The organism is uncultured Senegalimassilia sp. (genome assembly GCF_934630535.1).
Taxonomy (GTDB): domain Bacteria; phylum Actinomycetota; class Coriobacteriia; order Coriobacteriales; family Eggerthellaceae; genus Senegalimassilia.
This window is the reverse complement of the sequence record NZ_CAKTVU010000003.1, coordinates 25,107-51,498: the sequence shown is the minus strand read 5'-3', so window position 1 is coordinate 51,498 and position 26,392 is coordinate 25,107. Positions and strand designations below refer to the sequence as shown.

General features: G+C 62.8%; 26 protein-coding genes. All 26 read right to left on the bottom strand.

Annotation, left to right across the window (positions count from 1 at the left end):
* Position 1 precedes the first annotated feature (1 nt).
* Positions 2 to 514, bottom strand: a complete 513-nt coding sequence (gene aroQ / locus Q0D52_RS02810) for a type II 3-dehydroquinate dehydratase (RefSeq protein ID WP_294380003.1) — start codon at positions 512 to 514, stop codon at positions 2 to 4.
* A 128-nt stretch (positions 515 to 642) separates the two neighbouring features.
* A complete protein-coding gene (gene aroB, locus Q0D52_RS02805; RefSeq protein WP_294380002.1) occupies positions 643 to 1,758 on the bottom strand; it encodes a 3-dehydroquinate synthase in 1,116 nt (371 codons plus the stop codon).
* A complete protein-coding gene (locus Q0D52_RS02800) occupies positions 1,740 to 2,411 on the bottom strand; it encodes a shikimate kinase (protein ID WP_294360357.1) in 672 nt (223 codons plus the stop codon). The genes aroB and Q0D52_RS02800 overlap by 19 nt, the downstream gene beginning before the upstream one ends.
* An 18-nt stretch (positions 2,412 to 2,429) precedes the next feature.
* The gene (gene aroC / locus Q0D52_RS02795) at positions 2,430 to 3,605 is read right to left on the bottom strand and encodes a chorismate synthase (RefSeq protein ID WP_294380001.1); all 1,176 of its coding nucleotides are present in this window, start codon (positions 3,603 to 3,605) and stop codon (positions 2,430 to 2,432) included.
* A gap of 71 nt (positions 3,606 to 3,676) precedes the next feature.
* Entirely contained in the window at positions 3,677 to 4,627 is a 951-nt protein-coding gene (locus Q0D52_RS02790) for a hypothetical protein (protein WP_294380000.1), read from the bottom strand.
* 117 nt (positions 4,628 to 4,744) lie between these two features.
* Complete coding sequence (locus tag Q0D52_RS02785; RefSeq protein WP_294360349.1) at positions 4,745 to 5,311, bottom strand: YqeG family HAD IIIA-type phosphatase; 567 nt, start codon at positions 5,309 to 5,311, stop codon at positions 4,745 to 4,747.
* Between the two features lie 8 nt (positions 5,312 to 5,319).
* Positions 5,320 to 6,393 carry an endolytic transglycosylase MltG gene (mltG, locus tag Q0D52_RS02780; RefSeq protein ID WP_294379999.1) on the bottom strand — a complete coding sequence of 358 codons (1,074 nt, stop codon included), beginning with the start codon at positions 6,391 to 6,393 and terminating at the stop codon, positions 5,320 to 5,322.
* Between the two features lie 83 nt (positions 6,394 to 6,476).
* Complete coding sequence (gene ruvX / locus Q0D52_RS02775; RefSeq protein WP_294161951.1) at positions 6,477 to 6,899, bottom strand: Holliday junction resolvase RuvX; 423 nt, start codon at positions 6,897 to 6,899, stop codon at positions 6,477 to 6,479.
* Between the two features lie 83 nt (positions 6,900 to 6,982).
* Positions 6,983 to 9,616: an alanine--tRNA ligase gene (gene alaS / locus Q0D52_RS02770; protein ID WP_366930323.1), complete on the bottom strand. Its 2,634-nt coding sequence runs from the start codon at positions 9,614 to 9,616 to the stop codon at positions 6,983 to 6,985.
* A gap of 49 nt (positions 9,617 to 9,665) precedes the next feature.
* Positions 9,666 to 10,943, bottom strand: coding sequence for an AI-2E family transporter (locus tag Q0D52_RS02765; RefSeq protein ID WP_294360339.1), 1,278 nt, complete (start codon positions 10,941 to 10,943; stop codon positions 9,666 to 9,668).
* A gap of 11 nt (positions 10,944 to 10,954) precedes the next feature.
* The gene (locus Q0D52_RS02760) at positions 10,955 to 11,587 is read right to left on the bottom strand and encodes a hypothetical protein (RefSeq protein ID WP_294360336.1); all 633 of its coding nucleotides are present in this window, start codon (positions 11,585 to 11,587) and stop codon (positions 10,955 to 10,957) included.
* Positions 11,588 to 11,750: 163 nt separating this feature from the next.
* A complete protein-coding gene (locus Q0D52_RS02755; RefSeq protein ID WP_294379998.1) occupies positions 11,751 to 13,205 on the bottom strand; it encodes a replication-associated recombination protein A in 1,455 nt (484 codons plus the stop codon).
* A 402-nt stretch (positions 13,206 to 13,607) separates the two neighbouring features.
* Positions 13,608 to 15,041, bottom strand: a complete 1,434-nt coding sequence (locus Q0D52_RS02750) for an ATP-binding protein (RefSeq protein WP_294379997.1) — start codon at positions 15,039 to 15,041, stop codon at positions 13,608 to 13,610.
* Between the two features lie 11 nt (positions 15,042 to 15,052).
* Entirely contained in the window at positions 15,053 to 15,745 is a 693-nt protein-coding gene (locus Q0D52_RS02745; protein WP_294379996.1) for a response regulator transcription factor, read from the bottom strand.
* Positions 15,746 to 15,757: 12 nt separating this feature from the next.
* A complete protein-coding gene (locus Q0D52_RS02740; protein WP_294379995.1) occupies positions 15,758 to 16,468 on the bottom strand; it encodes a response regulator transcription factor in 711 nt (236 codons plus the stop codon).
* Positions 16,469 to 16,704: 236 nt separating this feature from the next.
* The gene (locus Q0D52_RS02735) at positions 16,705 to 17,385 is read right to left on the bottom strand and encodes a phosphate uptake regulator PhoU (protein ID WP_294379994.1); all 681 of its coding nucleotides are present in this window, start codon (positions 17,383 to 17,385) and stop codon (positions 16,705 to 16,707) included.
* On the bottom strand, positions 17,385 to 18,125 hold the full coding sequence (gene pstB, locus Q0D52_RS02730; protein WP_294380183.1) for a phosphate ABC transporter ATP-binding protein PstB: 741 nt from the start codon (positions 18,123 to 18,125) through the stop codon (positions 17,385 to 17,387). The genes Q0D52_RS02735 and pstB (Q0D52_RS02730) overlap by 1 nt, the downstream gene beginning before the upstream one ends.
* A 70-nt stretch (positions 18,126 to 18,195) precedes the next feature.
* Complete coding sequence (pstB, locus tag Q0D52_RS02725; RefSeq protein ID WP_294379993.1) at positions 18,196 to 19,020, bottom strand: phosphate ABC transporter ATP-binding protein PstB; 825 nt, start codon at positions 19,018 to 19,020, stop codon at positions 18,196 to 18,198.
* The gene (gene pstA, locus Q0D52_RS02720) at positions 19,017 to 19,934 is read right to left on the bottom strand and encodes a phosphate ABC transporter permease PstA (protein WP_294360318.1); all 918 of its coding nucleotides are present in this window, start codon (positions 19,932 to 19,934) and stop codon (positions 19,017 to 19,019) included. Before pstA ends, pstB (Q0D52_RS02725) begins: the two co-directional genes overlap by 4 nt.
* On the bottom strand, positions 19,927 to 20,844 hold the full coding sequence (gene pstC, locus Q0D52_RS02715) for a phosphate ABC transporter permease subunit PstC (RefSeq protein ID WP_294379992.1): 918 nt from the start codon (positions 20,842 to 20,844) through the stop codon (positions 19,927 to 19,929). Before pstC ends, pstA begins: the two co-directional genes overlap by 8 nt.
* A 51-nt stretch (positions 20,845 to 20,895) precedes the next feature.
* Positions 20,896 to 21,840, bottom strand: a complete 945-nt coding sequence (locus tag Q0D52_RS02710) for a phosphate ABC transporter substrate-binding protein PstS family protein (protein WP_294379991.1) — start codon at positions 21,838 to 21,840, stop codon at positions 20,896 to 20,898.
* 397 nt (positions 21,841 to 22,237) lie between these two features.
* On the bottom strand, positions 22,238 to 23,002 hold the full coding sequence (locus Q0D52_RS02705) for a mechanosensitive ion channel domain-containing protein (protein WP_294379990.1): 765 nt from the start codon (positions 23,000 to 23,002) through the stop codon (positions 22,238 to 22,240).
* An 80-nt stretch (positions 23,003 to 23,082) separates the two neighbouring features.
* The gene (locus Q0D52_RS02700) at positions 23,083 to 23,349 is read right to left on the bottom strand and encodes a hypothetical protein (RefSeq protein ID WP_294360306.1); all 267 of its coding nucleotides are present in this window, start codon (positions 23,347 to 23,349) and stop codon (positions 23,083 to 23,085) included.
* 5 nt (positions 23,350 to 23,354) lie between these two features.
* Positions 23,355 to 24,254, bottom strand: coding sequence for a homocysteine S-methyltransferase family protein (locus Q0D52_RS02695; RefSeq protein WP_294379989.1), 900 nt, complete (start codon positions 24,252 to 24,254; stop codon positions 23,355 to 23,357).
* Positions 24,255 to 25,224: 970 nt separating this feature from the next.
* Positions 25,225 to 26,046, bottom strand: a complete 822-nt coding sequence (locus Q0D52_RS02690; RefSeq protein ID WP_294379988.1) for a UTP--glucose-1-phosphate uridylyltransferase — start codon at positions 26,044 to 26,046, stop codon at positions 25,225 to 25,227.
* A gap of 90 nt (positions 26,047 to 26,136) precedes the next feature.
* A complete protein-coding gene (locus tag Q0D52_RS02685; protein WP_294379987.1) occupies positions 26,137 to 26,322 on the bottom strand; it encodes a hypothetical protein in 186 nt (61 codons plus the stop codon).
* Positions 26,323 to 26,392: the final 70 nt, after the last annotated feature.

Here is a 26,392-nt window from a genome sequence, read left to right as displayed (position 1 = left end):
GCTATCCGTCAATGAGATCACGACCTGCCACGATAACCTGACCTGGAGCATAACGCCCCTCGAAGCCCTCGCCCAGGCGCTCGGTCACGCCTTCGAGCAGGATGTCGAGCGCATCGTTGTAGCCGGCGAAGCCGTGGCCCTTGACCTGGGCCACGCACGCCGGGGCGATCACCGAGATATGGCGGAACGCCTCGCGCGTGCTTACGTCGGAGATGTGCACCTCGACGCACGGCGTGCTCACGCTGCCCAAAGCATCGCGCAGCGCATAGGAATAATGGGTATGCGCACCGGGGTTGTACACGATGCCGTCGCACGTGCCGTGCGTGGCGTGGATCTTATCGACCAGGTCGCCTTCATGGTTCGACTGGAAGCACTCCACCTCGCAGCCGTGCGCCTGGGCATATTCGGCGAAGCCGGATTCAAGGTCGCTTAAGGTATCGTTGCCGTACACGCCCGGCTCGCGGATGCCGAGCATGTTCAGATTAGGCCCGTTGATCAGCAGGATCTTCTTCATATCGCATGCCTTTCGTTGCTGTTTGCCGCCGCTTTCAGCGTATGCTCGAAACGTCGCATGACCTTGTTCGTCTTTGCGAACCCCTCAAAGGCCGCGCCGCGCTCAGGTCTGTTCGGAAAAGGAGGAAGCTAGCGTCGCTTCTGCGCGAAATACGCCTCCAGCTCTTCTAGGATGACGCCATCGGCCACATCGCGAAGCTGCCACTGCCCCACATCATGCAAGCACACGAAGCGAACCTGCCCGTGACGCGCCTTCTTATCGCGCTTCATCGTTTCAAGCACCTGCGCCGGGGAAGCCTCCCAGTCAAGCTCGGGCAAGCCCAGGTCGTCGAGCAGCTGCGCCTGCGCCTGGGCAAGCTCTGCCGGCATGTCGGCAAGCCGCATGCCCATACGGGCTGCGAAGCGCATGCCCTCGGCGACCGCATGCCCGTGGCTGTACGTGCCATATCCCGACAGCTTCTCAATGGCATGGGCCAACGTGTGGCCATAGTTCAGACACTCGCGCACGCCGCGGCTTTCCGTTTTATCCTGCGCCACCACATCGGCCTTGAAGACCACGCAGCGGGCGATAGCCTCGGAGACGGCATCGGACCGACGATCGACCATTGCCGGCGCCTGATCGGAGAGCCAGAAGAAGAACTCGTCACCATCGATGAGCGCGGTTTTCGCCACCTCGCCGCAACCGCATGCCCACTCGCGAGGCGGCAACGTTGCCAGCACATCGGTGTCGGCGCACACGAACGCGGGCTGCTTGAACGCACCTACCAGATTCTTGCCGGCGGACAGGTTCACGCCCGTTTTCCCGCCCACGCTGGAATCGACCATGGAAAGGAGCGTGGTGGGAACCTGCACCACCTGCACGCCGCGCATGTAGGTTGCCGCGGCAAAACCCGCCAGATCGCCCACGCAGCCGCCGCCAAGCGCGACCACGACGCAATCGCGCTCGAGCGCCAAAGCAGCCATAGCCTCGAGCACCTCGCCGAGCACCGTGAGCGACTTCGCCTCCTCGCCTGCAGGAACGCAGATGTCGGAAACGCGATACCCCGCCTGGGCAAGCGAAGCCTTCGCGCGGGCCAAGTACAGCGGCCCGACGTTCGTATCGGTGATGACGAGCACCTGCTGCGCGTCGGCGATAGCCGGCACGCCGCGCATGGACGCCCCTAGGGCATCAAGCACCCCGGCGCCGATGCGCACGCTGTAGGCATCTTCGCCGGGGATGTTCACCACTACCCTTGTCGCAGACACAGCACGCCTTCCTTCTCGAGGATCTCCTGGATCTCCTGCGCCACGACGTTGATGGATTTGCCCACGGTGTCGATCGATACGCTGGCAACGTCCTCGTACATGGGCAAACGACCGGCGATGGTCCGTTGCGCGGTCTCAAGGTCCTTGAACAGCGGGCGCGTGGACACATCGCTGACGCGATCGACCGCCTGTTCGGCGGTGACCTGCAAATACACCACGAAACCGTTGTTCTTCAGAATCTCGCGGTTCTCCTCGCGCAGTACGATGCCGCCACCGCAGGACACAAGCATGGGGCCCTTGTGGGCGAACTCGTCGAGCGCCTGAGTCTCCATGTCGCGAAACGCCTGCTCGCCCTGTTCCGCGAAGATCTGGTTGATAGCCCTGCGTTCGCGACGCTCGATGTAGGCGTCCAGGTCGATGGTGGCCAGGCCGCACTGACGGGCCAAACGGCGAGACGTGGAGGTTTTACCCGCGACCATGAAGCCCACGAAGAACACGTTGCGCGTCAGCTCGTACGTAGGGCGCGCATGGGGCTTGATCTCGGGGTTGTTGACGACGGCGACGACCTCGTCGGGGGTGGTGACCGACAGCGTGTACGCTACCGGATTGCTTTCCGGGGTGATATCGCCGTTTTTTGCATCCTGCTGTTCCATGATGATCCTCCTGGCTGGTTAGCGCGACACGGTGTTCAACCGCTGCTTGTATGCTTTGATCGCCGCCTTGATATCGGCCATGTTGTCGGAGCCGAACTTGCGCATATACGCGTCCGCTATGGCGAACGCCACCTCACCCTCGGCGACTACCGCGCACGCCGGCACGGCGCACACGTCGCTTCGCTCCTTGGAGGCCTGAGCCACCTCGAGCGTGTCAAGGTTCACGGTTTGCAGCGGCTGCATAAGCGTGGGAATGGGCTTCATGGCAGCCGTAACCACCAAGGGCATGCCCGTGGTCATGCCGCCCTCAAGACCGCCCGCGTTGTTGGATGCGCGCGTGAACTCGGCTTTTGCCCGGTCGAGCAAGATGGGGTCGTGCACCTGCGAACCGGGCTTGCGGGCCGTCTCGAAGCCCATGCCGAATTCGACCCCCTTGATGGCGGGGATGCTGAACAGAGCGCCGCCGATGGTGGAGGTCAGACGCTCTGTGGGCACGGCGTAACCGCCGACGCCCGGCAAAAGACCGCGCACGACCACGCGGAACGTCCCTCCCAAGCTGTCCTTGTTCGTGATTGCCCGATCGATCTCGCGCTTCATGGCCTCGCTTGCCTCCGCATCGGGGCAACGGACCTCGCTCGTCTCGATCTCAAGGGGCGTATAACGCGCCGCGTTCATGAAGGGGTCGTCTTCCTTCATGACGGCGCTCCCGATGCCGGTGACATAGGAGAAGATCTCCACGCCCAGATCGGCTAGGAATTCGCGTGCGATGCCCGCCGCCGCAACGCGCGGCGCAGTGGTGCGGGCGCTTGAGCGCTCGAGGATGTTGCGGCAGTCATCGGTGTTGGTCTTCAACGCGCCCACCAGATCCGCGTGACCCGGACGAGGGGTCACCTCTCGAACCAGGTCGAGCGGCGGCTCGCCGAACGGGGCCATGCGCTCGGTCCAGTTTTCCCAATCCCTGTTGGCAACAAGCATGGCAACGGGGCTTCCTATGGTGCGCCCGAAGCGCACGCCGGAAATCACCTGCGCCGTATCGCGCTCGATCTTCATACGTCCACCCCGGCCGTAGCCTGCCTGGCGGCGCGCTAGATCTACGTTGATCTGCTCCTCGGATATCTTAAGGCCCGCCGGCACGTCCTCGACGATGGCGACCAAGCCCTGTCCATGACTCTCTCCTGCTGTGTAGTAGCGCATGCTGCTCTCTTTTCGTGCTAATGCGCGGCATTCTTTTTTTCGCCGCGCCGATACGGGTGGCTATGATTACATTACGCGCGCGGACAATCGAATCCGGCGGCGTCGGCCATAAGGTTGAACAGCTCCGCCTCGGAATACGGTATCTCCACTTCCGCTATATCGGACACGATGAGCGCCGAGGCCACCGCTTGAGCCACCAGCATGCCCCCGCCGTTGAAAGCCGCCTTGCAATCCGCCTGAAGGGCATCGGACACCAGCTTCGTGCGCCCCGATGCGTATACGGCGTCCATAACCACCTGGCCCGGGCGCAAAAGCCCCGTATCGAACGGAGCCGGATCGTCGGGCTTCATTCCCACCGGAGTGGCGTTGATGATGATGTCCGCAGAGCCCAACGCCCCCGACGACGTGGTATAGCTGCCGAACTTGAACGTCGGCTTCGTGTAGGCTTCGCGAAAGCTGCGATGCCCTTCCTTCACAGCGGGGAAATCGATGGTGGCGTTGGCCAGCTTGCCGAAACGTTCAAGGTAGGCGTCCAGCACGCTATGCGCGCGCTCCTTGTCGCGCGAGAGCAGCAACAACACGTCGGCACCGGCGATAGCGCACGCATGAAGGATGGACAGCGCCGTGGGGCCCGTTCCGCACACAACCACGCGCTTGCCCCTGAAGTTCACGCCTGCAAGCTCGAGAAACTTGACGCACCCATCGCCGTCGGTATTGAAGCCGATCAGCTGACCGTCCTTGCGGACAAGCACGTTGGCGCCCTGCGCAAGCTGCGCGCTGGCAGCCTTGCGCGTTGCGGCCTGAAAGGCCAATGGCTTATAAGGGGTGGTGATGTTCACGGACAGGAACTCTCGCGCATCCAGAAAAGCGCGGGCGTCGTCCAGCTCGGCGAAATCGGCAAGGGCATAGGTCCAAGGCAGACCCAGCCTTTCGTATAACGCGTTGTACATTACCGGCGATTTCGAATGCGCGACCGGATGCCCCAGGATATAGAGGCGCTCGCCTTCGCTCTGCTCGGTCATGGAATTCCTTCCTGGTCGATCAAGGGCCTGCAGTTTAGCAGGGATTTCATCATACCAATGCATACTAGCTTTGTAGGGGTTAATTCCCCCATGAGGCCCATCAAATAGGCGGTTTCGCTACTTTTCCTGCGCCATGACGTTTTGTGCGCTCGGATGATCGGTCGCATGCGCCTGCACGGGCTGCGGAACGCCCTCGGGAACCGCCCCGCCAAGAATGGCCTGCTCCACCATGCGCACGTACTTCGTGTGCCGCAAATCCTGCTCCGCCAACGGCGCCAGCAGGTACGCCGACATTCCGGCGTTATGCGCAGCAAGCACGTCGGTGGAGAGCTGATCGCCGACCATAACGGTCTCGCTGCGCTTCGCCCCAAGCATGGAGCACGCCGCGAACAACGCCACCGGCAAGGGCTTCATGGCCTTTGCGATGATGGGCATGGACAAGCGGTTCGCAAGCTCATGCACGTTTTTGTGCCAATTGTTCGACACCAGGCAGAACTGCACGCCGGCGTCTCGGGCTTGAGCAAGCCACAGGCCCACATCGCGTGGGACATCGTGCGTTGCGCGGGACAGGATGGTGTTATCGATGTCCAACAAAACATAGCGGAACCCGCATGCAAGCAGGTCCCGTTCTATATTGATATGCGATATGCGGGAGAAGTAGCGCTCCGGCTGCAGGTACGACATGGATCCCCTTACGAGAACGCGGCCTTATGCTCGTCATAGGTCTCGCTGAACGTGTACTTGTCATCTTGGAAATAGAAGAAGTAATACTTGCCCAACGCATCCTGATTCGGCGAACATACGGCCTGCAGGCATTCGATGGAAGGCGAGCAGATCGGCGTAGGCGGAAGGCCGGCGTTGCTGTAGGTGCTATACGGGCTGTTCGCGTGCACTTCCTCGGCGGTGGGGTCATGCCCAACCTCGTAGGCGGTAGTGGCGTCGCTTTGCAGGTAGCCATAGCTCGGCTCGCCCTTGGTGGTCAGGCGATTGTAGAACACGGCGGCCACCTGGGCGCGAATCGTCTCATCCCCGCTCGATTCCTTTTCCACGATGGATGCCAGGTTCACGGTCTCGTACACGGAAAGACCCTGGGATTCGGGATAAGACCAGTCAAGCCCCGCCGTTTCGACCTGGAATTGGGAAAGCATCGCGCGAATCAAGCTATCCGCCGTGGCGTCGGAGGCGACATCATAGGTTTTCGGGAATAGGAAGCCCTCAAGGCTGTTCGTGCCCGCCGATTTCAAGAAGCCGTAATCACCCGCATACACGCTGGCGTCCGATGCCGCCTGCTTGAAGGCATCGGCGCTGATGCGCCCGTTGGTGGCGCTTTCCACCGCCGAAGCGATCTCGCTTAAGCGATACCCTTCGGGGATGGTGAGCACGGCATCGGAAACCGGGCCGTTGCGCAATGCCGAGATGATGTCATCGACCGATACGCCGCCGCTGAAGGTATACGTACCGGGCTTGAGATCGGACCCGGCATCCAAATCCTTCACGCGCTCGGTGAACTCCTTGGCCGACCCCACCAGCTTGGCATCCACAAGCGAGGAGCCTATGGTGTTTGCCGATGCTCCATCGTTGACGGTGATGGTTGCCTGTTGATCCTCGGCCAACAGGTCGACCTTCGGCGAAACGCAGCTGGCAACCGAAGAGCCTACGAACCACAGGATTCCGATGCCCAGAAGCGCCAACACGACAAGGAACACGTAATGAGGAACCTTGGACCGCTTGGGCTGGATGAAGCTGGTATCGTACGTGCGGAACATACGGTCGCCGCGCGCGTGCGCCGAGCGTGCCGCATGAGTTGGGCGACGGGAATAGGTCACTTGCCTACGAGGGGACATTTACACTACCTTTCGCCTGCATGGCGGGCATCAAGCCACGCCTGAAGGAACACACTTGCTGCAATCATATCTATCTTGCCGCGCATATCGCGCTCCGACATGCCGCTTTCACGCAAACTGCGCTTCGCCTCCTGCGAGCTGAGACGCTCATCAGTGAACTCCACAGGCAGGCCCGCCGCCTTTCCGATGCTAGCGGCGACGCCACGGATGCGGCTGGCCTGAGGCCCCTCCTCACCCGAAAGCGTGTAGGGCAACCCCGACAAGATGAGCTCCGGCTCCCAATCCTCGAGCACGCGTTTCCAGCTTTTAGCGTTGGAAAGAACCTCGTTCGCGGGAAGCACGCAAACAGGGGATGCCACGCGCTCGCGCGGGTCGCTGACCGCCACCCCGATGCGCGTCTGACCGATATCCAGTGCAAGAATCCTCATTGCCAACCTAACCTCAGGTAACGGACCGATACGAAAAACGCCCCGCTGCCAAAGGCGGCGGGGCGTGAAAACCGCTTGAAAAGCTACAGCAGCATCTTGCGAGCGGCCTCGAGCGCATCATCGATGCCCGCGGCGTTCTTGCCGCCGGCCTGCGCCATGGCCGGCTTGCCGCCGCCACCGCCCTGCACGCAGGGTGCGATCGCCTTGATGACGGCGCCGGCGTTGAAGCCGGCCTCGACGGCCTCGGGCGTGCCTGCGGCCATCAACACGGCCTTGCCGTCCTTCTCGCCGATGAGCACGCATGCGCCGGGCTCGGCCATACGGGCGGACAGGACATCCCAACCGTTGCGAAGGCCGCCTGCGTCGGCGATCTTCACGCGGGAGATAACCACAGGGTAACCTGCCGCGGACTTCACGGCGGAGTCGACGAGCTTGGTGATGTTGTCGTCGGACACGATGCCCTTGGTCTGCTTGGCCTTCTTCTGGAACTCGCGCAGCTGCTTGACGTTGGCGGCGGTGCGCTCGGACACGTCGAACAACGGGACGCGCAGCTCTTCGGCGGTTTCCTTCAGCTCGGCCTCCACCTTGTTGATGTAATCAAGGGCGCCGTAGCTGGTAACCGCCTCGATGCGACGCACGTTGGCGCCCACGCTGGTTTCGGAGGCGATCTTCATGATGCCGATCTCGGCGGTGTTGGCCACATGGCAGCCGCCGCACAGCTCGCGGGAGAACCCGCCGCACTCGACGACGCGCACCTGATCGCCGTACTTCTCGCCGAACAGCGCGGTGACGCCGCTTTCGCGGGCCGCGTCAAGCGAGGTCTCGTAGATGTTGGTGGGCGTTGCGGACATGATGAACTCGTTGGCGACGCGCTCCACCTGTGCCAGCTGCTCGGCCGTGACCGCGGCGAAGTGCGTGAAGTCGAAGCGAAGGCGATCGGGACCCACGTAGCTGCCAGCCTGGGAGACGTGCTCGCCAAGCACCTGACGCAGCGCAGCATGCAGGATATGCGTGGCAGTGTGGTTGCGCGTGACGCGAGCACGGCGATCCGCATCCACGGAGGCCGTGACGGCAGCGCCCTGGGAAAGAGCGCCCTCGAGCACCTTCACCACGTGGCACACGAGACCCTTCTCGGGCGCCTTCGTATCGACGACCTGCACCTTGACGCCATCGGCCTCGATGACGCCCGTGTCCCCCACTTCGCCGCCCATCTCGGCATAGAACGGGGTTACGTCCAGAACCGCTTCGCCGGTTTGACCAGCCTTCAGCTCGGTCACACGCTCGCCATCGGCGATAAGCGCGCTGACCGTTGCCTGGGCGGAAAGATTCTGATAGCCGACGAAATTCGTGGCGCCGAGCTCCTTGAGCAGCTCGGCGTGGATGCCGCCGTACGTGGACCAGGCCGCCTCGGCGTCCTTGACGTTGGCCGCACGAGCGCGGTCGCGCTGCGCCTCCATGCAACGCTCGAAGCCCTCCATATCCACGACGACGCCGCGCTCCTCGCACAGCTCGCGCGTGATGTCCACAGGGAAACCGTACGTGTCGTGCAACGTGAACGCCTGCTCGCCGGGAAGCGTGGCGCCCTCGAGCTTGTCAAGGGACTCGGACAGGAACGCACGGCCCTGGCGCAGGTTGGCGCCGAAGCGCTCCTCCTCGGACAGGATGATGCCACGGATAAGCTCACGGTTATCGATGACCTCGGGGTACACGCTGCCCATGAGCTTGACCAACTCGTCCACGTATTCGTTAAGGAACGGCTTGTCCAGGCCCAGCATGTGGCCCTTCATGACGGCACGACGCAGCAGGCGGCGCAACACGTAGCCGCGACCCTCGTTCGAGGGCAGGATGCCGTCGGCGATCATGAACGTGACCGAACGGCTGTGATCGGCCATGATGCGCAGGCACAGATCGGCGGCCTCGTCCTTGCCGTATTCGACGCCGGCCAGACGCTCGCCCACGCCGACCAGGCTGCGCAGCACGTCGGTATCGTAGTTGTTCGTGACGCCCTGCATGATGGCGGCCATGCGCTCAAGGCCCATGCCGGTGTCGATGTTCTTGGTCTTAAGCGGGGCCAGCGTACCGTCCTCCTGGCCGTCGTACTGGGTGAACACGCAGTTCCAATACTCAAGGAAGCGATCGCAATCGCAACCCGGCTTGCAGTCGGGATCGCCGCAACCTACCTCGGGGCCCTGATCGAAGTAGATCTCGGAGCACGGGCCGCACGGGCCGGTAGGTCCGGCGCGCCAGAAGTTGTCATCCTCGCCCAAACGGGAGATATGGTCTTCGGCCACGCCGAGCGACTTCCAGATCTCGATGGTCTCGTCATCGTCCTCGAACACGGTGAAGTACAGCTTGTCCTTCGGAAGGCCGAGCACCTCCGTGGAGAACTCGAAGGCCCAGGCGCACATCTCGTGCTTGAAATAGCAGCCGAAGCTGAAGTTGCCCAGCATCTCGAAGAACGACAGGTGACGGGCATCGCCGATGTTGTCGATGTCGTTGGTGCGCACGCATTTCTGCACCGTGGTAGTGCCGATATATGCGGAATCAAGCTCCTTCTGATGAAGGAAGTAGGGCTTGAACTGCACCATGCCTGCGCTGGTGAGCAGAAGCGAAGGGTCATCGGGGATAAGGGAGGAGGACGGCATGCGTTTGCAGCCCTTGCTCTCGAAGAACTTCAAGTACTTCTCGCGGATCTCCGCGCTAGTCATGTACTCCATGTGCCTGTCTTTCTAACTATGCCTTGCCATAAATCGGCGCGCGTGCGCCCTATTGCCGACCGTCGTCGCGACGTTGCTCTTTGCTGCGGCCCACCTTCGGAAGGGAGAAGCCCGCCGAGGCGTCCGGATGAGGGGACGTTGCATCGGCGATGGGATCGAGCGATCCGTCGGATCGAGGCGTGCCCTGGAAGAACACGCCGTCCTCGGCAACCAGCTGGCGCCCGGTTTGCTTCTCGAAATAATACACGAAAACAGACTTCATGACCGCCACGGCGGGAATAGAGGCCAGCATGCCCACAAGCGAACCGGTGAAGCCGCTCATGGCCCCACCGATCGCGCTGCCCGCCATCAAGGCGATAAGGGTGAGCGCCGGATGGATATCCACCGATGAGGCCATGATCTTCGGGGATATGAACGTGTACACCGCCTGCTGGATGATGATGGTGCCGAGCAGCGCGACCAAAGCGATCCACGGGCTGACGAACACGCCCACGAGGGCCGCCAGGGCGCCGCCAAGCCACGGGCCCACGATGGGGATGATGTTCAAAATACCGGCGATGATGCCGAGTGCAGCGTAATTGGGGATGCCGGAGACGGCGAACAGCACGCCGCACGCCGCGCCGATGATACCGCATTGGATGAGGGTGCCTTTGATATAGCCGCCCATGACGCGCGTGAACGTGACATGCAGCATATCCATGGTCTCGCGACGGGAAGGGCCTGCCAATCGCATGGTCTCGCGACCGAGCGCCGGAAGCTCGATGAGAATCCAAAACGCTATGACCAGGGCAAAACCTATCGCTATGCCCGTGTTCACCACGCCGGCGCCGATGGCGACCATGCCCGTGGCGCTCTGACGCGCCACGTCGGACGCCGCCGATCCCATGGAGGACAGGGCTTCGTTCATGTACGTTTGCACCGTGTTGTTCTGGAACACGTCGGAATAGCGAGCATACACGCCGTTGGCCCAGCTCATGAAGTCGTTGATGTAGCCGGGGATGCTCTGTACGAGGTTGGTGAACTGCTCTCCAAAGCCGAACGCCGGGGAGAGCATGAGGAAGCTGACGAGAGCCAGCACGGCAATCATGAGCACATAGGCGATCCCCGTTCCCGCCGGGCGCGGGATGCCCTTGGATTCCAGCTTGTTCACCGTGCCGCGGAGGCAGAACACGATGACCAGCGTCCAGAGCAAGATGCCGATCGGGACGCTGAGGATATTGATAAGGTAGACCGCTGCGCCTGTAAGTAGAATGGCCCCTACCGCCGTCCATACGGCAAGGAACCGTCGGCGGGCCTTTTCCATCGCAACATCGGGATTGGTTGTCACGATATCAGCTCCTAGCGCTCCTGGGGGGTATCGCCCGCCTGGGGAGCATACGTGAAATACGCGGGCTGTTCCGGCTGGTCATCGGGCTGGACCTGCTGGGGCGCATCGTCGTCGTTCGCCTGGGCCTTGGAAGGGGCGACACTCTCAGCATCGGCGCCTTCGTCCGGCACGCCTGCCAATGCGGCTGCCTGGGCTTTCGCCTTCGCCTCGCCAAGGGCGACCGATTCATCGCTTGCATGCTTGGACTTGAGCTTCTCGCGAACCTTCGACGTTACGTTGTTCATGATCTCCATGGGGGCGTTCGTGGCAGCCTCGACCGCGCCAACCGCATTCGAAGCGGAGTCGGTGATGTCGCTCACGTCCTCGAGGATCTGGTCGAGGCGCATAATCTCGAGGTTCGCCGCATCCACCGTCAAAGACACGCGATCGACGAGCGGATCTACCTTGTCCATAGCGGGCTCAAGCGATTTCGTGATGCGCTGCACGCTTTCCAGCGTCGGATCGAGCTGCTCCTTCATTTTGTCGACCGTGGTACGCGTTTTACGCACAGTGATAACAAGCTCGATCACGAACCACACCAAAGCCACGCCGAGCACCACGTACACGATAGGCAAAACCACGCCCATAACTTCGCCGAAATCCACCAGACGCCTCCTTCATATATCCATATACGCCGCCAACTATAGCATGCAGCCCTGGATTCTACTCCGCCGACGCATACGTTTACACCCGCCGTTCATAGCGGTTGCGATGCGGTTACCTTCAACTAGACGTGGGGTTTTGCCCGCAACCTTGACGATAGGCAGCTTAACGGGCGTCCGGTCCATCGCCCTCCGACGCCTTGCGCCTAACCGACTCCCCTTGCCCGCTGGGTCGATTATCCTGCGCAGCGTCGGTTTGCCGTGCCTTCGACTCCCCGACCCGCTGACAACCCGAGACCGCTGCATGCGCAGCCTGTGCCCGATCGCGCGCCGCGGCGTCCACACGATAGGCCTCCCACCCACGTTCGGAGGGGTGGTAAAAGCAGCCACGCTCAAGCCCTTCAGGCAGATAGCGCTGATCGACCCAGCCCGCGGGGTAATCATGCGGATACTTGTACGTGCCGTAATGTTCCGAGCCGGGACGGTGCCTATCGCGAAGATAATCGGGGACATCGCGCTTTGGCCCGTTTCGCACCTCCGCCAAGGCGGCATCTATGCCCGCCTCGCAAGCATTGCTTTTCGGCGCGAGGGCTATATAGGTGGCAGCCTGCGCCAAGTTGATACGGCATTCGGGATACCCGATGACCTCCGCGGATTTAAACGCGGCCGCAGCCACCAGCAGAGCCTGCGGATCGGCGTTGCCCACGTCCTCGGACGCATGGATAAGCATGCGGCGCGCGATATATTTGGGGTCCTCTCCCCCATCGATCATGCGCGCAAGCCAATACAGCGCCGCGTCGGGGTCGGAGCCGCGCATGGACTTGATGAAGGCGGATATGATGTCGTAGTGCATATCCTTGTTCTTATCGTAAGGCAGCGCACGATGAGGGGTGGCGCTTTTCACCTGAGCTTTCGTGATAACAGCAGGGTGCTCGCGCGTGCCGGGCTGCTGCATACCCGCCGCCAGCTCGAGCGTGGTAAGCGATGCACGGCCATCGCCGCCCGCCAAGAGCACGATGGCGCTTCGGGCGGCCGGTTCGAGTTTATACAAACCGCCCAGCCCACGAGGGTCGACCACGGCACGATCGACCAGCTGGGCCACATCGCTATCGGAGAGCCCCTTGAGGCCGACCACGCGAGAACGGCTGATAAGAGCGGAGTTCACCTCGAAAAACGGGTTCTCGGTAGTGGCGCCCACCAGCACCACGGTACGATTCTCCACCGCATGGAGAAGCGCATCCTGCTGACTGCGGTTGAATCGATGGATCTCGTCCACGAACAAGATGGTGCGCGAGCCGTTGAGCGCCAAGCGCTTCTCGGCGGCGTCGATTTCCCGGCGCAGGTCGGACACGGTACCGCCAATGGCCGACACCTCCACGAACGTCGCCTTCGTGGATTCGGCGATGACGTGGGCAATGGAGGTTTTGCCGGTTCCCGCCGGGCCGTACAGGATGACCGAGCTGACATTGTCCTGCTCGATGGCCGCCCGCAGCCAGCTGCCCGGGCCAACGGCATCCTGCTGCCCCACCACGTCCTCCAACGTGCGCGGCCGCATGCGCACCGCCAGCGGCGCAACCTGTTGCTTGCGTTCGTTCTCCATTGCCGTGAATAGCGTGTCCATGACCACCCCTGCCTGTTGATTGGCAAACTATGATAACACGCGAACGTTTGTTTGCCTAGAAGAAAACGGGGCGCTCCGTTTGGCGACGGGAGGCAACGGCTCGCCTACACCCGCTACATCGATTCTGTCAAGACTTTACTTTGCCTTGAGGTCCCATATACTCGATATCAGGTTCCACCCTTGTCGCCGTACTTTTTGCGATGGACCGATGCTATTTCCGAGGGAGCTCAAGATAGCAAGTGAAACGGAGATTCGCGCCCGTTGGCACGAAAGCCGGGAAACAAGCTGCGAGCACCCACCTTGCTGAGGTGGGTTCATCCTTCCGGCCAGGGGTGGGACTTTTTTCATGCCCGAATCCGTCCCACCCCGCCATTTCGCACGCAACCGTCACGCCTAACGCGCCTACGCCGCAGGCAGCCTGAGCACGAACGTGGTGCCCTGGCCTGCAGCCCCTTCCACGCAGATAGTGCCATGGTGGTATTGCACCGCGTGCTTGACGATGGCAAGCCCAAGGCCCGTGCCGCCTGTTTCCTTCGAACGGCTTTTGTCCAGGCGGAAGAACCGCTCGAACACCTTGTCGCGCATCTCCTCGGGAATGCCCGCACCGGTATCGCTCACGCGCACCGTGACCACCGAGGCAACGTTCGGCTCCGCCCCCGCAGCACGCAGCGATTCCAGGATATCGTTGGACGCGACGCCTTGCGACACGCGCACCGACACGCTTCCGCCGGCGTGGTTGTAGCGCACCGCGTTCTCGATAAGGTTGTACAGCATCTCCTCGGCAAGCGTCTCGCTGCCGTTGATGTGAGCCGGCGCGCCCTCCACGGAAATGGATACCCCCTCATCGGCGGCGAACGACTCCAAACGTCCGGCCATGCGCCGGGCGACGGCCGTCACGTCGATGGGCCGCTCCTCGCGGCCGAACGCGCTCTCGTCGAGCTTTGAGAGCGTGAGCACGTCGTTGATAAGGCCGCGCATCGCCTGCGCCTCGTCGTAGATAAGCCCCGCGAACTTCTGCCGGTCCTCGGGCAGCACCATGTCGTTCTTCATAAGCTCGGCGTAGCCCGAAATAACCTGCAGCGGCGTCTTCATCTCGTGGCTGACGTTGCTGGAGAAATCGCGGCGCATGCTTTCGGCTTCGGCAAGCTCCTTGTTCTGCTTCTTGAGCTGCGCCTGCTGATCGTCGATGCGCTGAAGAAGGGGCACCATTTCCCCATAGATGTCATTTTCCAAGGGCTCCGCCATGTCCAAGGCGTCGATGGGCTTCATGATATGGCGCGTGAGCAGCCGGGACAGCAGGAACACCAAACCGGCGACGACGACGAGCGTGAACAGCGTGGGCACGAGCATCTCACCCAGGAAGGCGAACAGGGAATGGCGGGTTTCGGATAAGCGGACGATACGCCCGTCGGAGAGTTTCTCGGCGGCATACACCGTATCGGTGCCCAAGGTTTCGGAGTAGCGCATGCTCACCGCCTCGCCCGTGCGCGCGGCCTTGCTGACCTCGGGACGGGAGGCGTGGTTGTCCATCTGACCGGCATCGGCCTGGCTGTCGTAGAGGACCATGCCGCTCTCGCTGATGAGCGTATAGCGGGTGATGCCGCTGAACTGCTGGGACAAGATGGTGGTCACATCGGCGGCCGGGGCGTCGTCGAGGGATGCCGCCGCCCGGCTGGCCTCCTGGACCAGGGCCTGCTCGGCGTCATGCTCGTACGAGTAGTAGAAGATGCTGACCATCACCACGGAAAATGCCAGCAGGATTCCCAGGGAAAACGCCAAAACGGTGGTGAAGATACGTCCGGCAAGGCTTTTAACGTGATCGGGCGAAGGGCTCATGCGGCAAACCCCTATTCCGGTTGCCTGATGCTATAGCCCACGCCGCGCACGGTTTTGATGCAGGCATCGGCGCCCGGGCATGCGGCGGAAAGCTTCTGGCGCAGCGTTTGGATGTGCACGTCGACGGTGCGCGTCTCACCCACGAACGTCATGCCCCACACGTCCTCGAGCAGCTGGCCGCGCGACAGCACGCGTCCGATGTTGCGTAGCAGCGCGCGCAGCAGATCGAACTCCTTGAGCGTGAGCTCGACGGGAACGCCGCCTGCGGAAACGGTGTGCTCGAGCACGCGCAGCTCGATGGGGCCGCACTCCAGCACATCGCCGGCGGGCGCGGTAGGCGCCGCGGCGCGGCGCAAAAGAGCGTTCACGCGGCTGACAAGCTCCATCATGCCGAAGGGTTTGGCCAGGTAATCGTCGGCGCCCGCATCAAGGCCGCTGACCTTGTCGAACTCGGTGCCTTTCGCCGTGAGCATCATGACGGGAAGGAACTTGGTCGCCGGGTCCTCGCGCAGGCGGCGAAGGACCTCAAGCCCGTCGATCTCGGGCAGCATGATGTCGAGCAACACCAGATCGGGAAGCGATTCGCGACAGGCATCGAAGAAATCGCCGGCATGGGCGAATCCCGCCGCCTCAAGACCCGCCTGCTTGAGCGCGTACACCGTCAAATCACGGATATTCGTATCGTCTTCCAAGTAATAGATCATGCTTGCACCTCGTTATTCCACAACCGCATCATCCGGACGCGATCCCGCCAAGCGATAGCCGACCCCACGCACGGTCTCCACGGCATCGGCATGCACGCCGAGCTTCTGCCGAAGCGTGAGCACGTGCATGTCGACCGTGCGGCTGCCGCCGCTGAAATCCCAGCCCCACACGTTTTGCAGCAGCTTCTCCCGCGACAACACGATGCCGGGATGGCGCATCATGTACGCCAGCAAATCGAATTCGCGCATGGTAAGCACGACGGGCTCCCCATCGACGAGAAGCTCGCGCGCCTGAAAATCCAAGGAAAGGGCGCCTAAGCTCAGCGCATCCTTGCAGCACCCGCCTCCCCAATCGGGGGCGCGGCGCAGCATGGCGCGCACGCGGCTTACCATCTCCATCATGCCGAAAGGCTTCGTGATGTACTCATCGGCCCCGGTATCCAGCGCCCGCACGATGTCCAGCTCCGAGTTTTTAGCCGTAACCATCATGATGGGCACGCGGGAGAGCTTGCCGGGCGCGCTGCGGATGCGCTTGAGGATTTCCAGGCCATCGACGTCGGGCAGCATAATGTCCAAGACCACAACATCCGGGACCTTTTTGGCGCATGCGGCGCGAAACGCCGCGTCGTCGGGCTGCCCTTCGGCCTGGATGCCCGACTGCGTCAAGGCGTACAGCACCAGCTGACGGATGTTCTCATCATCCTCGACATAGTAGACAGTCAACCCTCACGCACCCCTTCCACAGCCGAAACGCCGGATGAGACGCGAACCCTGCGCCCCGCTGCCGCGGTGCTCGGGGATCGGACAGCCCACAGGGCTGTCCGACATAGTAGACAGTCACCTGCCACGCACCCTTTCCACAGCCGAAGCGCCGGACGGAACGCGAACCCTGCGCCCCGCTGCCGCGGTGCTCGGGGATCGGACAGCCCACCCCCGAGCACCTTGCCGGATGCGCTGCGCTACTCTTCGGCGTTTTCCTTACCCGCAGAGTTTAACGCATGCTCGCCCGTTGCGCGGAAAACGGCCCAACTTGCGATGCGCTCGGCGTCATCGCCCATGCGCTCGAAGTACTTCGCCACCATGAGCAGCTCCGGCAAGTGGCTGGCGCCCTGCGTCTCGCTGCGGATCAGGTCGACCACCACCTGCTCGCAGCGGTCATACAGCTCGTCCACCCCATCGTCCATGGCGAACACGCGCTGGGCGAGCGCGGCATCGGCCTGGGAGAACGCCTTCATGGCGAGCGATACCATGTTCGATACCTTGTCGGTGGCCTCGGCGAACTCGCTTTGCAGGTGCGAGACGGCCTTCGGCGTGAGCTGCTGGGCGAGGTACGCAACGTCGCGCGTCATCTCGTCGATATGCGCCAGGTCGCTGACCAGGCGAAACGCGCCGGTCACCTCGCGCAGGTCATCGGCGACCAAGGGCTGCTGCATGAGCATGATGTCAAGGCAGCCGTCCTCGATGGCCTCGCGCAGCCTGCGCGCCGCCTTGCTGCCGGAAAGCACGCTTTCGGCAGCATCGGCATCGCCGGCAAGCGCCCGGCCCGCGGCACGAACGTCAAGCACCGTCTTCTCGGACAGCTGATTGACCAGCGCGCCCAGATCCTCCAGCTTGCTAATGTAACGAGTACGGGTCTTCATCAGCTGAACCTTCCTGTCAGGTAGTCTTTCGTCTTCTGCTGCACGGGGTTGCCGAACAGCTGCTTGGTAGGCCCGGATTCCACCAGCTCTCCCAGGTAGAAGAAGGCCGTCTTGTCTGCCACGCGCGTGGCCTGCTGCATGTTGTGCGTGACCACCACCACGGTGCGCTCGCGGGCAAGCTGCACCATCAGCTCCTCGACGAGCGCCGTGGAGATGGGGTCGAGGGCGCTCGTGGGCTCGTCCATAAGCAGCACCTCGGGCTGCGTAGCCAAAGCGCGCGCGATGCACAGGCGCTGCTGCTGGCCGCCGGAAAGCCCCAAGCCCGATTGGCCCTGCTTGTCGCGCACCTCGTCCCACAGGCCGGCGTCGCGCAGGCACTTCTCCACCAGCTCGTCAGCTTCGGCGCGGCCGAGCCTGCGCATGCGGCGCGGGCCGTACAGGATGTTGTCGCGGATGGACATGGGGAACGGATTAGGGTGCTGGAACACCATGCCTACCCTCACGCGCAGCTCGTTGGCGTCGCCGCCGAAGATATCGCGTCCTGCCACCTCGATGACGCCTTCGTTGCGCACAGTGGGAGCGAAATCGCACATGCGGTTGAAGGTGCGCAGCAGCGTGGACTTGCCGCAACCGGAAGGCCCGATGAACGCCGTTGCGCGGTTTTTCGGGATGTCGAGCGTGACTCCTTTGAGCGCCTGGAAATCGCCGTACCACAGGTTGAAGTCGCGGATGGAGATCATGGGCTCGTCGGCCTGGGCGTGCGCGCCGCGCGCCGCCGTGGCCTGCCCGTTTTCGAAATCGGTCATATGATCAGCCGAACCTTCCCGTCAGATAATCTTGCAGGCGCTTATCCTCCGGCTGGCTGAACAGGCGCTTGGTGGGGCCGGTCTCCACCATATCGCCCACGTAGAAAAACGCCGTGCTGTCGGAAACGCGCGTCGCCTGCTCCATGTTGTGCGTCACGATGATGGCGCAGATACCCGACTCGGCGATGGAGCGGATGGTCTCCTCCACCGTGAAAGTGGAGATGGGGTCGAGCGCGCTGCACGGCTCGTCGAACAGCACCACGTCAGGATGCATTGCAAGCGTCCGGGCGATGCACAGGCGCTGCTGCTGACCGCCGGAAAGCGCGTAGGCGCTCTCGTCGAGCTTGTCGCGCACCTCATCCCACAGCGCGCCGGCGCGCAGGCTCTGCTCCACCAGCGCATCGCAATCATCCTTGCCGCTCACCAGGCCGTGGCGCTTGGGGGCGAACAGGATGTTGTCGCGAATGGACTTGCGGAACGGCGTTGGCTGCTGGAACACCATGCCGATGGATTTGCGCAGCTCGAACAGGTTCTCCTTGCGCGTGTTGATGTTGCGGCCGTGATAGAGCACCTCGCCGCCGATCTTGCACTTGGGGATTTCCCGGTTCATAAGGTTGAGGCAACGCAAAAACGTTGACTTGCCGCAACCGGACGGGCCGATCAGCGCGGTCACCTGCCCCGCCGCGAAGTCGAGCGACGTGGGATGCAGGGCCTCGTTGCTCCCATAGCATACGGTCAGATCGCGCGTGCTCAGAAGCGGGCCGCCATCGGGCCGACCGTTGCCCGCCTGAGGCGCACAAGCGCCTACCGATTCGTTTTCCCTGCTCATTCGCTGGTCAGCCTCCTTTCCAGATACTTGCCGATCACGCGTGCCAAGATGTTGAACGCCAGGATGCACACCATGAGCACCGCGGCGGTGCCGTTGGAGATGGCCGTCAGGTCGGGCACGACGCCCTCGCTGTTGATCTTCCAGATGTGTACCGCCAAGGTCTCTGCCGGACGGAACACGTTCCACGGGCAGGACGGGCTGGAGAAGTCCAGACACGTGAAGTCGAGCACCGGGGCGGACTGGCCCGCCGTGAAGATCAACGCCGCGGCCTCGCCGAACACGCGGCCCGCGGAGAGGACCACGCCGGTGACGATGGCGGGCATGGCGGCGGGAAGCAGCACGTGGATGGTGGTTTCCCAACGCGTCAGGCCCATGGCAAGGCCCGCATCGCGCTGGCTGCGAGGCACGTCCTCGAGCGCCTGCTGGATGACGCGCACCAGGATGGGGATATTGAACATGGTCAACGCCACCGCACCGGCGATGATGGAGAATCCCCAACCCATGTACAGCACGAAGAACAGGAAACCGAACAGGCCCACGACCACCGACGGCAGGCTTGACAGCGTCTCGATGGCGGTCTTCGCCACCGCCGTGGCGGCGTTATCGGGCGCATACTGCGACAGGAAGATGGCCGCGCCCAGGGATAGCGGCACGCTGATGAGCAGCGTGAGGATCAGCAGGTAGAAGCTGTTGAACAGCTCGGGGCCGATGCCGCCGCCCTCCTTGAACTGCTGGGGCTTGCCGGTGAGGAAGTTCAGGTCGAACAGCTTCGGCGCGCCGGCCACCAGGATGTAGATCACGATTGCCGCGAGCATGAGCATGACGAAGGCGGCGATGCCCACCAACACGGCGGTGGCGATGCGGTCCTGCCGGTTGATGCGGCGCACATGCGCCGACATATCGAAGTTAGCCACGTTTCGCCGCCCCCTTATGCCCGATGAGGTGGATGATCATGATGAACACGAGCGACATACCCAAAAGCAGCAGGGCCAGCGACCACAGCACGTCGTTGTAGACCGTTCCCATGGCCTCGTTGCCCATGCCCATGGTCAGCACGCTGGTCAGCGTGGAAGCAGGCGTGAACAGGCCGGAGGGCATCTGAATGGCGTTGCCGATGACCATCTGCACCGCCAAGGCCTCGCCGAAGGCGCGCGTCATGCCCAGGATGACCGCCGTCATCAGCGACGGGGCCGCGCTTTTGAGCACCACGTTCCAAATGGTCTGCCAGCGCGTGCAACCCAGCGCGTAGCTGCCCTCGCGATACTCGTGCGGCACAGCTGCCAGCGCGTCGATGGACAGGCTGGTGATGGTCGGCAAGACCATGATGGCCAGCACCACGGCGCTCGAGAAGATGCCGAAGCCGGTGATGGTCTGCCCCATGGCGCCCGCCGCATCGCGCACCCAGGCCACGATGATCGTCAAGCCGATAAGGCCGTAGACCACCGACGGGATGCCCACCAAAAGCTCAAGGAGCGGCTGGAACACGCGGCGCCCGAAGCGCGGGGCAACCTCCACCACGAAGATGGCGCTGCCGAACGCGATGGGCAGCGCGAACAGCGTCGACAGCAGCGTGACGGAGAACGAGCCCGCGATCATGGGAAGCGCGCCCACCGTGGGCATGCCGTTCGCGTCCTCCTGGTGCGGGTTCCATGTGGTCCCCGTCAAAAACGAACCGAGGTCGATCCCGTCGGCGGTAAACGTTGCGATACCGCGTCCGGCGACCATGGCGACAAGCGTGACGACAAGAAGCGCCACGAGCGCGATGCACGCGCCCGTGACGCCCTGACCGACCCGCTCGACGCGTGCTTTCGCCATTAAGGCCATATGCGCGCGTCTCCTTTCGAAACTAGTTGACTCGATGCGGGTATGGCAAACCTACTTATTGGAAACCTTGCCGGAAGCGTCCTTCTCCACTTTCATGCCGGACATGGGGATGTAGCCCTGCTGCTCCACCAGGCCACCCTGCACCTCGTCGCCCATCATGTACTCGAGGAACGCCTTGGTCGCCTCGTCGGGGTCGGCGGCGGTGTACATGTGCTCGTAGGACCAGATCTTCCAAGCGTTGTCCTCGACGTTCTTCGCATCCGGCTCCACGCCGTCGACCTTGAGGGCCTTGAAGCTGCTGTCGAAGTAGGAGAAGGCCACGTAGGAGATGGCGCCGGGGGTGCTGGCGACCATCTTGGCGGCAGTGCCCGAGGAATCCTGCTCCTGCGGCTTGAAGGAATCGGGCACCTTCGTGCCGGCCAGGACGACGTCCTCGAACGTGGCGCGCGTGCCGGAACCGGAAGCGCGGTTGATGACCGTGATCGGAGCGTCGGCGCCGCCGACCTCGCTCCAGTTGGTGATCTCGCCCGTGAAGATCTTCTTCAGGTCCTCGAGCTTGATGTCGTCGATGGTCACATCGGCGTTGACGATGGGGCCCATACCGACGATGCACACCTTGTTATCGGCGATCTTGGAGATGTCGGAGGAGTCCTTCAGCTTGGACTCGGCGAACACATCGGAGTTGCCGATCTGCACCGCGCCCTGGGCGATCTGCGTGACGCCCTGACCGGAACCGCCGCCCTGGACGGTGATTTGGACGCCGGGGTTCTCCTCCATGAACTGCTCCGCGGCCGCCTCGCACAGCGGCTGCAGCGCGGTGGAGCCCACCGCCGTGATGGTGCCGGAAAGCGCCTTTTTGCCGGAGGCGGCGTTACCGGATTCGGCGGAGCCGCCGTTGGAACCCGAGCAACCCGCCAAACCGAAACCGGCGACGGCCAGCGCGGACATGCCGGCGATGCCGATAAAGCTGCGGCGGCTGATGTAAGAACCCTGCATAGTTCGTGTACTCCCTTCGGATGTCTTCTCATGCAAAACGAGCTTGCAGGTGAGGATGGTACGCGCACCATCGGCCAGCGCACGGCCGCAAGCGCGGTCCATGACCGAAGCGTGACAGGGTTTTACGCGCGGTTTACAAGCCGGACCGCGCTGCTTTACAAACCGCCCGCTTCGCTGCAAGCGCTTTACCTGCGCCTGTCGCACGGATAAGGCGAGGAGCTGGCGGCTTGCGAAACCCGCACGCCCGCAGGCGAAACGGGACGGGCGCACCAAGGCGAAGAGACGGCACCATCGCCATCGAAACGAACGGGCGTAGCCCCTCCAAAGCGCGAAAAAGCCGAGGGCTCCGGAAGCATCTGCCTCCGGAGCCCTCGGCCCATTTGTATGCGAAATCCGATTATTGCCTGGTCAGCGGCGCAATGGCGCGCAACACGGCATCCTTCGCCGGCGTGGCGTCATCGCCGCTTGCCATGGTGAAGATAAGCGATCCGGCGAAACCGACGTCGACGACCTCGGTGAACCACAAACGCGGGTCCGCCTCCACCGCACCCACCCGGCGCGCGGCGGCAAGCGCCGCCCGCTCGATGCGCCGCGCCCTCTCGTCAAGGTCCTCGCCGCCGCCTTCCACCACCAAGGAGAGCGAAACCTTGCCCGTGGGCGGCAAGTGCACGAGCGACGTCTTGTTGATGATGGAGTTGGGGATGACCACCGTCTCGCCCTTGGAGTTGGTGATGGTGGTATGGCGCCAGTTCACGTCCTTCACAACGCCCGAAGCGCCGCCGACCGAGATGTTGTCACCCGGCGAGACGATGCGCAGCAAGCTGACCTGCACGCCGCCGATCAGGTTGGAGATGGTGTCCTGGAAGCCCAGCGAGATGGCGATACCTCCGATGCCCAGCGCCGTGATGGCTGCCGACACGTCCACGCCGAAGCATGTGGACAGCACCACCGATCCGCCCACCACCCACACGATGGCGCGCCCGATGTTGATGAAGATAGACGACGAGGGAAGCTCATCGGAATAGTTAAGCACGCGGCGCAGGAACTTCGTGAGCAGATGCCCCACCACCGCCGTGATCACGATGATGACCACGGCGGTTATGAGCGTGCCCAGCCAAGCATTGCCCACTGCCGATATGATGCCGTGTTCGAAATCCTCCATAAGGAAAAGCCCTTCCGCGGGACGACCCGCTTCAAACCGCGGGGCCGCGCCCGAACCGGGACGCGGCCCCTTGGGAACCGTTACTCCACCGTGCCGTACACCTGGCCCCAGGCGTGCCCGCCGATAGCCGAGTTCAGCTGATCGCACAGGCGCTGGCGCGTGTAGGTGCCCGGCGGCAACAAGGCGATGATCTCGTTAAGATCGTCGGGCAGGTCGAACGACTCGGCCGCCACGACCACGTCGAGCCGCCGCACGAACTTCCCGCCGCCGGCGAACACCGAATCGACGACGCGCTGCAACTGTCCGTAATGCTCGCTGCGGCGCGTGTTCGTCGCAAGCTTCGCCATAACGGCTACGCCTCCACGTCGCTGCGTTGCGCGTCAAGGCCGTCCGTGGCCGCGACCAGCGCACCGGCATAAGCGGGCGTGGCCTGGCCGGTGGCGCGGAGGAACTGCGCACCTGCCGCGCGAAGGTGCTGTGCCGCCTCCATCATGACATCAGGGCGATGGTACGGGTTTTCCGGCGTTGCCTGGCGCTGACGGGGGTCGTGTCGCACGACGTCAAGCTGCGCAAGCACGGGCAGGGGCAGCTTCGCCGCCTGCTGCGCAAGCTCGCAAGCGCGCTCGACGGGAGCCTGCGTGCAAAAGCCGGCCACGCTCGCCTCGAACTCGGCCATAACGCCAAGCGCCTCATCGAAGCCGTGCCGGCCGTCCGCCAGCATGCCGTCGGCGCCCACGTTCACGGAGGCGAGCATAGGCAGGCCGCTGACCTGGCGCAGACCCATAAGCGCGCATTTCAAGTCGCTCGGGTTGGAGAACCCGTTCAAGAAGAAGCCGTCAAGGGAAAGGCCCTCGAAGGCGCGCGCCGCGCGGGCGTACTGGTCGCGGTTCTCGTTGAGCGACGCCTTGCTGGACGCGTCGAGCGGCAGACCGCACGGCCCAAGCTCCACCAGCACATGCTGGGGACGCAGCTTCGCAGCGCACGCGACGGCGGCGCGGGCGAGCTCGGGCAGGCGCTCGGCCATGCCCCGATGCGCCAGGCGTGCCGGGGTCATGCCCGCCGTTTCGGTAATGAGGCACTGCACGCCCGCCAAAAGGTTCAAGCGAAGGGCGTCCTCGACGGCCTCCGGCTCCATAAGCGTGGCGTATTCCACATCGCCATCGAATTCGAACCCCTGGCGCGCGAGCACGGGGGCGATGGGGCTGGACAGCACGAGCATATCGCGGTGGAACCGCAGCTGGATATCAGGCATGGATGTTTCCTTTCGACCTGAACATGATACCAAAGGCCCCAAGGGGCCAGGCAAAGGGGCATCGCAGGCACACAAGCGCTCCCTCACATCTTCGCTCCATAAGGTTACAGAAAGAGAACATGTGCTTTCATCAGGGAAAACTCAAGCAATCCCGTCCCTTCGCGCCCGCTTGGCAACGAAAAGGTAACGGCATGTCCTGGGCTTTCACAATCCGTTCACGAGCGCATCATCCCAAAGCCACTCCCATGACACGCCCGCTCCAACATCGGTCGCTATAGTAAGCCTTGCAAGCGGGACATCCCTTTCCACCGCTTGCCTGCTTCCCATAGCAGATCGCGATGCGAAAGCATCGTTCCTCCCCTCCTTTCGGGCCGCAAGTTTCCCCCTTTTCGCTTGCGGCCCACCCTTTTTTCAAGCTGAATGCACCAAAGCACGCATCCCGACCGGAAGCGGACTGCCCGGCAAACAACTCCACAGTAACGCGCAAATCCTCCTACAAGCGTACGACCGCGCTACGATCGGGATACGCCATAGGCCCGATGCGCGAAATATCGGACCCGATTTACCGGACAGATTGCAATATATGTCCACTTTTTCGAGGTCGCTACCCGACTCCGAAAGGTCTGTAAAAGCGAAAACGGGGCAATTTTCTTCACAAAATGCGCAAGACGCTGACATAACGCCTTCAACGTCGACGGTTATACTGCTTATCAGCGAACGGAGAGGTTCCCCTCCTTCCTCCTTCGCTCTGCTTTCTCCTTAAAAGCAGTTGTTCGGTGTCAACGAACCGGCACCGTATATCCCCTCCTTAATGGGCCTGGCAAGTTCCCCTTCTTGCCGGGCCCGCTCCTTTTATCGGGCAGTCATCCGCACAACCCCGCAACGGCTCACCGCACGCCTCTTTAAAACGAAAAAGCCGCCCGGTGCATCACCGAGCGGCCAAACCGTCGCAGGTATTCGCCGAAGACCTTTACGCCTTCTTGCCGTACTTGCGCTCGTAGAGAACGTTGTTCGTCTCCAGCCAGCTTTCCACGGTGCCGGTGTCGAAACCGTCCTGCGGATCGATGATAAGCGCGTACATCTCCTCTTCCTTGAGCACCGCGTCCAGCGCATCGGTCAGCTGGATCTCGCCGCCGACGGTGGGCTTCGCCTCGGCCAAAAGCTCCATCACGCGCGCGGACAGCAGGTAGCGGCCGAACACGGCCAGGTTGGAGGGGGCATCCTCGAGCGCGGGCTTCTCCACCAGGCTGTCGATCTTCCACACGTTATCGGAGATGGCGGAGCCGGCGATGACGCCGAAGCGGTCCACCTGATCGTCGGGCACGGGCATGACGGCGATGACCGAAGCGCCGTTATGCTCGTCGGAGACCTTCTGCATGGCGGGCAGCATGTTGTTGTCGGGGACCAGGACGTCGCCCAGCAGCACGTAGAACGGCTCGTCGCCCGTCTTCTCGGCGGCGCAGTGCACGGCGTGGCCCAGGCCCAGCGGCTCGTCCTGGTACACGTAGCTGACGTTGAGGTTGCCGGCATGCTCGACGGCGTCGGCGTACTTGTCCTTGCCGCGCTCGCGCAGCATGGACACCAGCTCGGGGTTCGGCGAGAAGTGCTCCTCGATGGACTTCTTCTCGCGGCTGTTCACGATAACCACCTCGTCGGCGGCCGATGCCAGGCCCTCTTCCACGATGTACTGGATGACGGGACGGTCCACGACGAGAAGCATTTCCTTGGGCTGGGCCTTCGTAGCCGGCAGGAAGCGCGAGCCGAGGCCGGCGGCGGGGATGATAGCCTTCATATAAGGTTTACCTTTCTTCGGGGGAATAGACGCGAAACGCCGCGAGGTGCGGCGTTTCGTCGATTCGCTTCGGCAATTGTAGCACGCAGGCTATTCGGCCTTCAGTTCCGCCACAGCCTCTTCAAGCACGGCGATCTGCTTCTCGGTCTTCTTCAGGCCGCTCACGCACACGAACACGTAGATGAGCAGCAAGGCCCACATGAGCGCGTAGGCCGCGATGATGAACGGCATGGAAGGGATGACGGTGCTGTAAATGTCGGCAAGAACGGGATTCATGGGATGCTCCTTCGATCAAGCGCCCTTGGGGCGCGAACGTTTGCTAACGGGAAACGGGACTCGCGCAGCT

Bases quoted from the DNA above. Each gene is read 5' to 3' on its own strand.
- aroQ (WP_294380003.1), bottom strand. From the start codon at position 514: ATGAAGAAGATCCTGCTGATCAACGGGCCTAATCTGAACATGCTCGGC.
- Q0D52_RS02800 (WP_294360357.1), bottom strand. From the start codon at position 2,411: ATGGAACAGCAGGATGCAAAAAACGGCGATATCACCCCGGAAAGCAAT.
- aroC (WP_294380001.1), bottom strand. From the start codon at position 3,605: ATGCGCTACTACACAGCAGGAGAGAGTCATGGACAGGGCTTGGTCGCC.
- Q0D52_RS02790 (WP_294380000.1), bottom strand. From the start codon at position 4,627: ATGACCGAGCAGAGCGAAGGCGAGCGCCTCTATATCCTGGGGCATCCG.
- Q0D52_RS02785 (WP_294360349.1), bottom strand. From the start codon at position 5,311: ATGTCGTACCTGCAGCCGGAGCGCTACTTCTCCCGCATATCGCATATC.
- mltG (WP_294379999.1), bottom strand. From the start codon at position 6,393: ATGTTCCGCACGTACGATACCAGCTTCATCCAGCCCAAGCGGTCCAAG.
- ruvX (WP_294161951.1), bottom strand. From the start codon at position 6,899: ATGAGGATTCTTGCACTGGATATCGGTCAGACGCGCATCGGGGTGGCG.
- alaS (WP_366930323.1), bottom strand. From the start codon at position 9,616: ATGGAGTACATGACTAGCGCGGAGATCCGCGAGAAGTACTTGAAGTTC.
- Q0D52_RS02755 (WP_294379998.1), bottom strand. From the start codon at position 13,205: ATGGACACGCTATTCACGGCAATGGAGAACGAACGCAAGCAACAGGTT.
- Q0D52_RS02750 (WP_294379997.1), bottom strand. From the start codon at position 15,041: ATGAGCCCTTCGCCCGATCACGTTAAAAGCCTTGCCGGACGTATCTTC.
- Q0D52_RS02745 (WP_294379996.1), bottom strand. From the start codon at position 15,745: ATGATCTATTACTTGGAAGACGATACGAATATCCGTGATTTGACGGTG.
- Q0D52_RS02735 (WP_294379994.1), bottom strand. From the start codon at position 17,385: ATGAAGACCCGTACTCGTTACATTAGCAAGCTGGAGGATCTGGGCGCG.
- pstB (WP_294380183.1), bottom strand. From the start codon at position 18,125: ATGATCTCCATCCGCGACTTCAACCTGTGGTACGGCGATTTCCAGGCG.
- pstB (WP_294379993.1), bottom strand. From the start codon at position 19,020: ATGAGCAGGGAAAACGAATCGGTAGGCGCTTGTGCGCCTCAGGCGGGC.
- pstC (WP_294379992.1), bottom strand. From the start codon at position 20,844: ATGGCCTTAATGGCGAAAGCACGCGTCGAGCGGGTCGGTCAGGGCGTC.
- Q0D52_RS02710 (WP_294379991.1), bottom strand. From the start codon at position 21,840: ATGCAGGGTTCTTACATCAGCCGCCGCAGCTTTATCGGCATCGCCGGC.
- Q0D52_RS02705 (WP_294379990.1), bottom strand. From the start codon at position 23,002: ATGGAGGATTTCGAACACGGCATCATATCGGCAGTGGGCAATGCTTGG.
- Q0D52_RS02700 (WP_294360306.1), bottom strand. From the start codon at position 23,349: ATGGCGAAGCTTGCGACGAACACGCGCCGCAGCGAGCATTACGGACAG.
- Q0D52_RS02695 (WP_294379989.1), bottom strand. From the start codon at position 24,254: ATGCCTGATATCCAGCTGCGGTTCCACCGCGATATGCTCGTGCTGTCC.
- Q0D52_RS02690 (WP_294379988.1), bottom strand. From the start codon at position 26,046: ATGAAGGCTATCATCCCCGCCGCCGGCCTCGGCTCGCGCTTCCTGCCG.
- Q0D52_RS02685 (WP_294379987.1), bottom strand. From the start codon at position 26,322: ATGAATCCCGTTCTTGCCGACATTTACAGCACCGTCATCCCTTCCATG.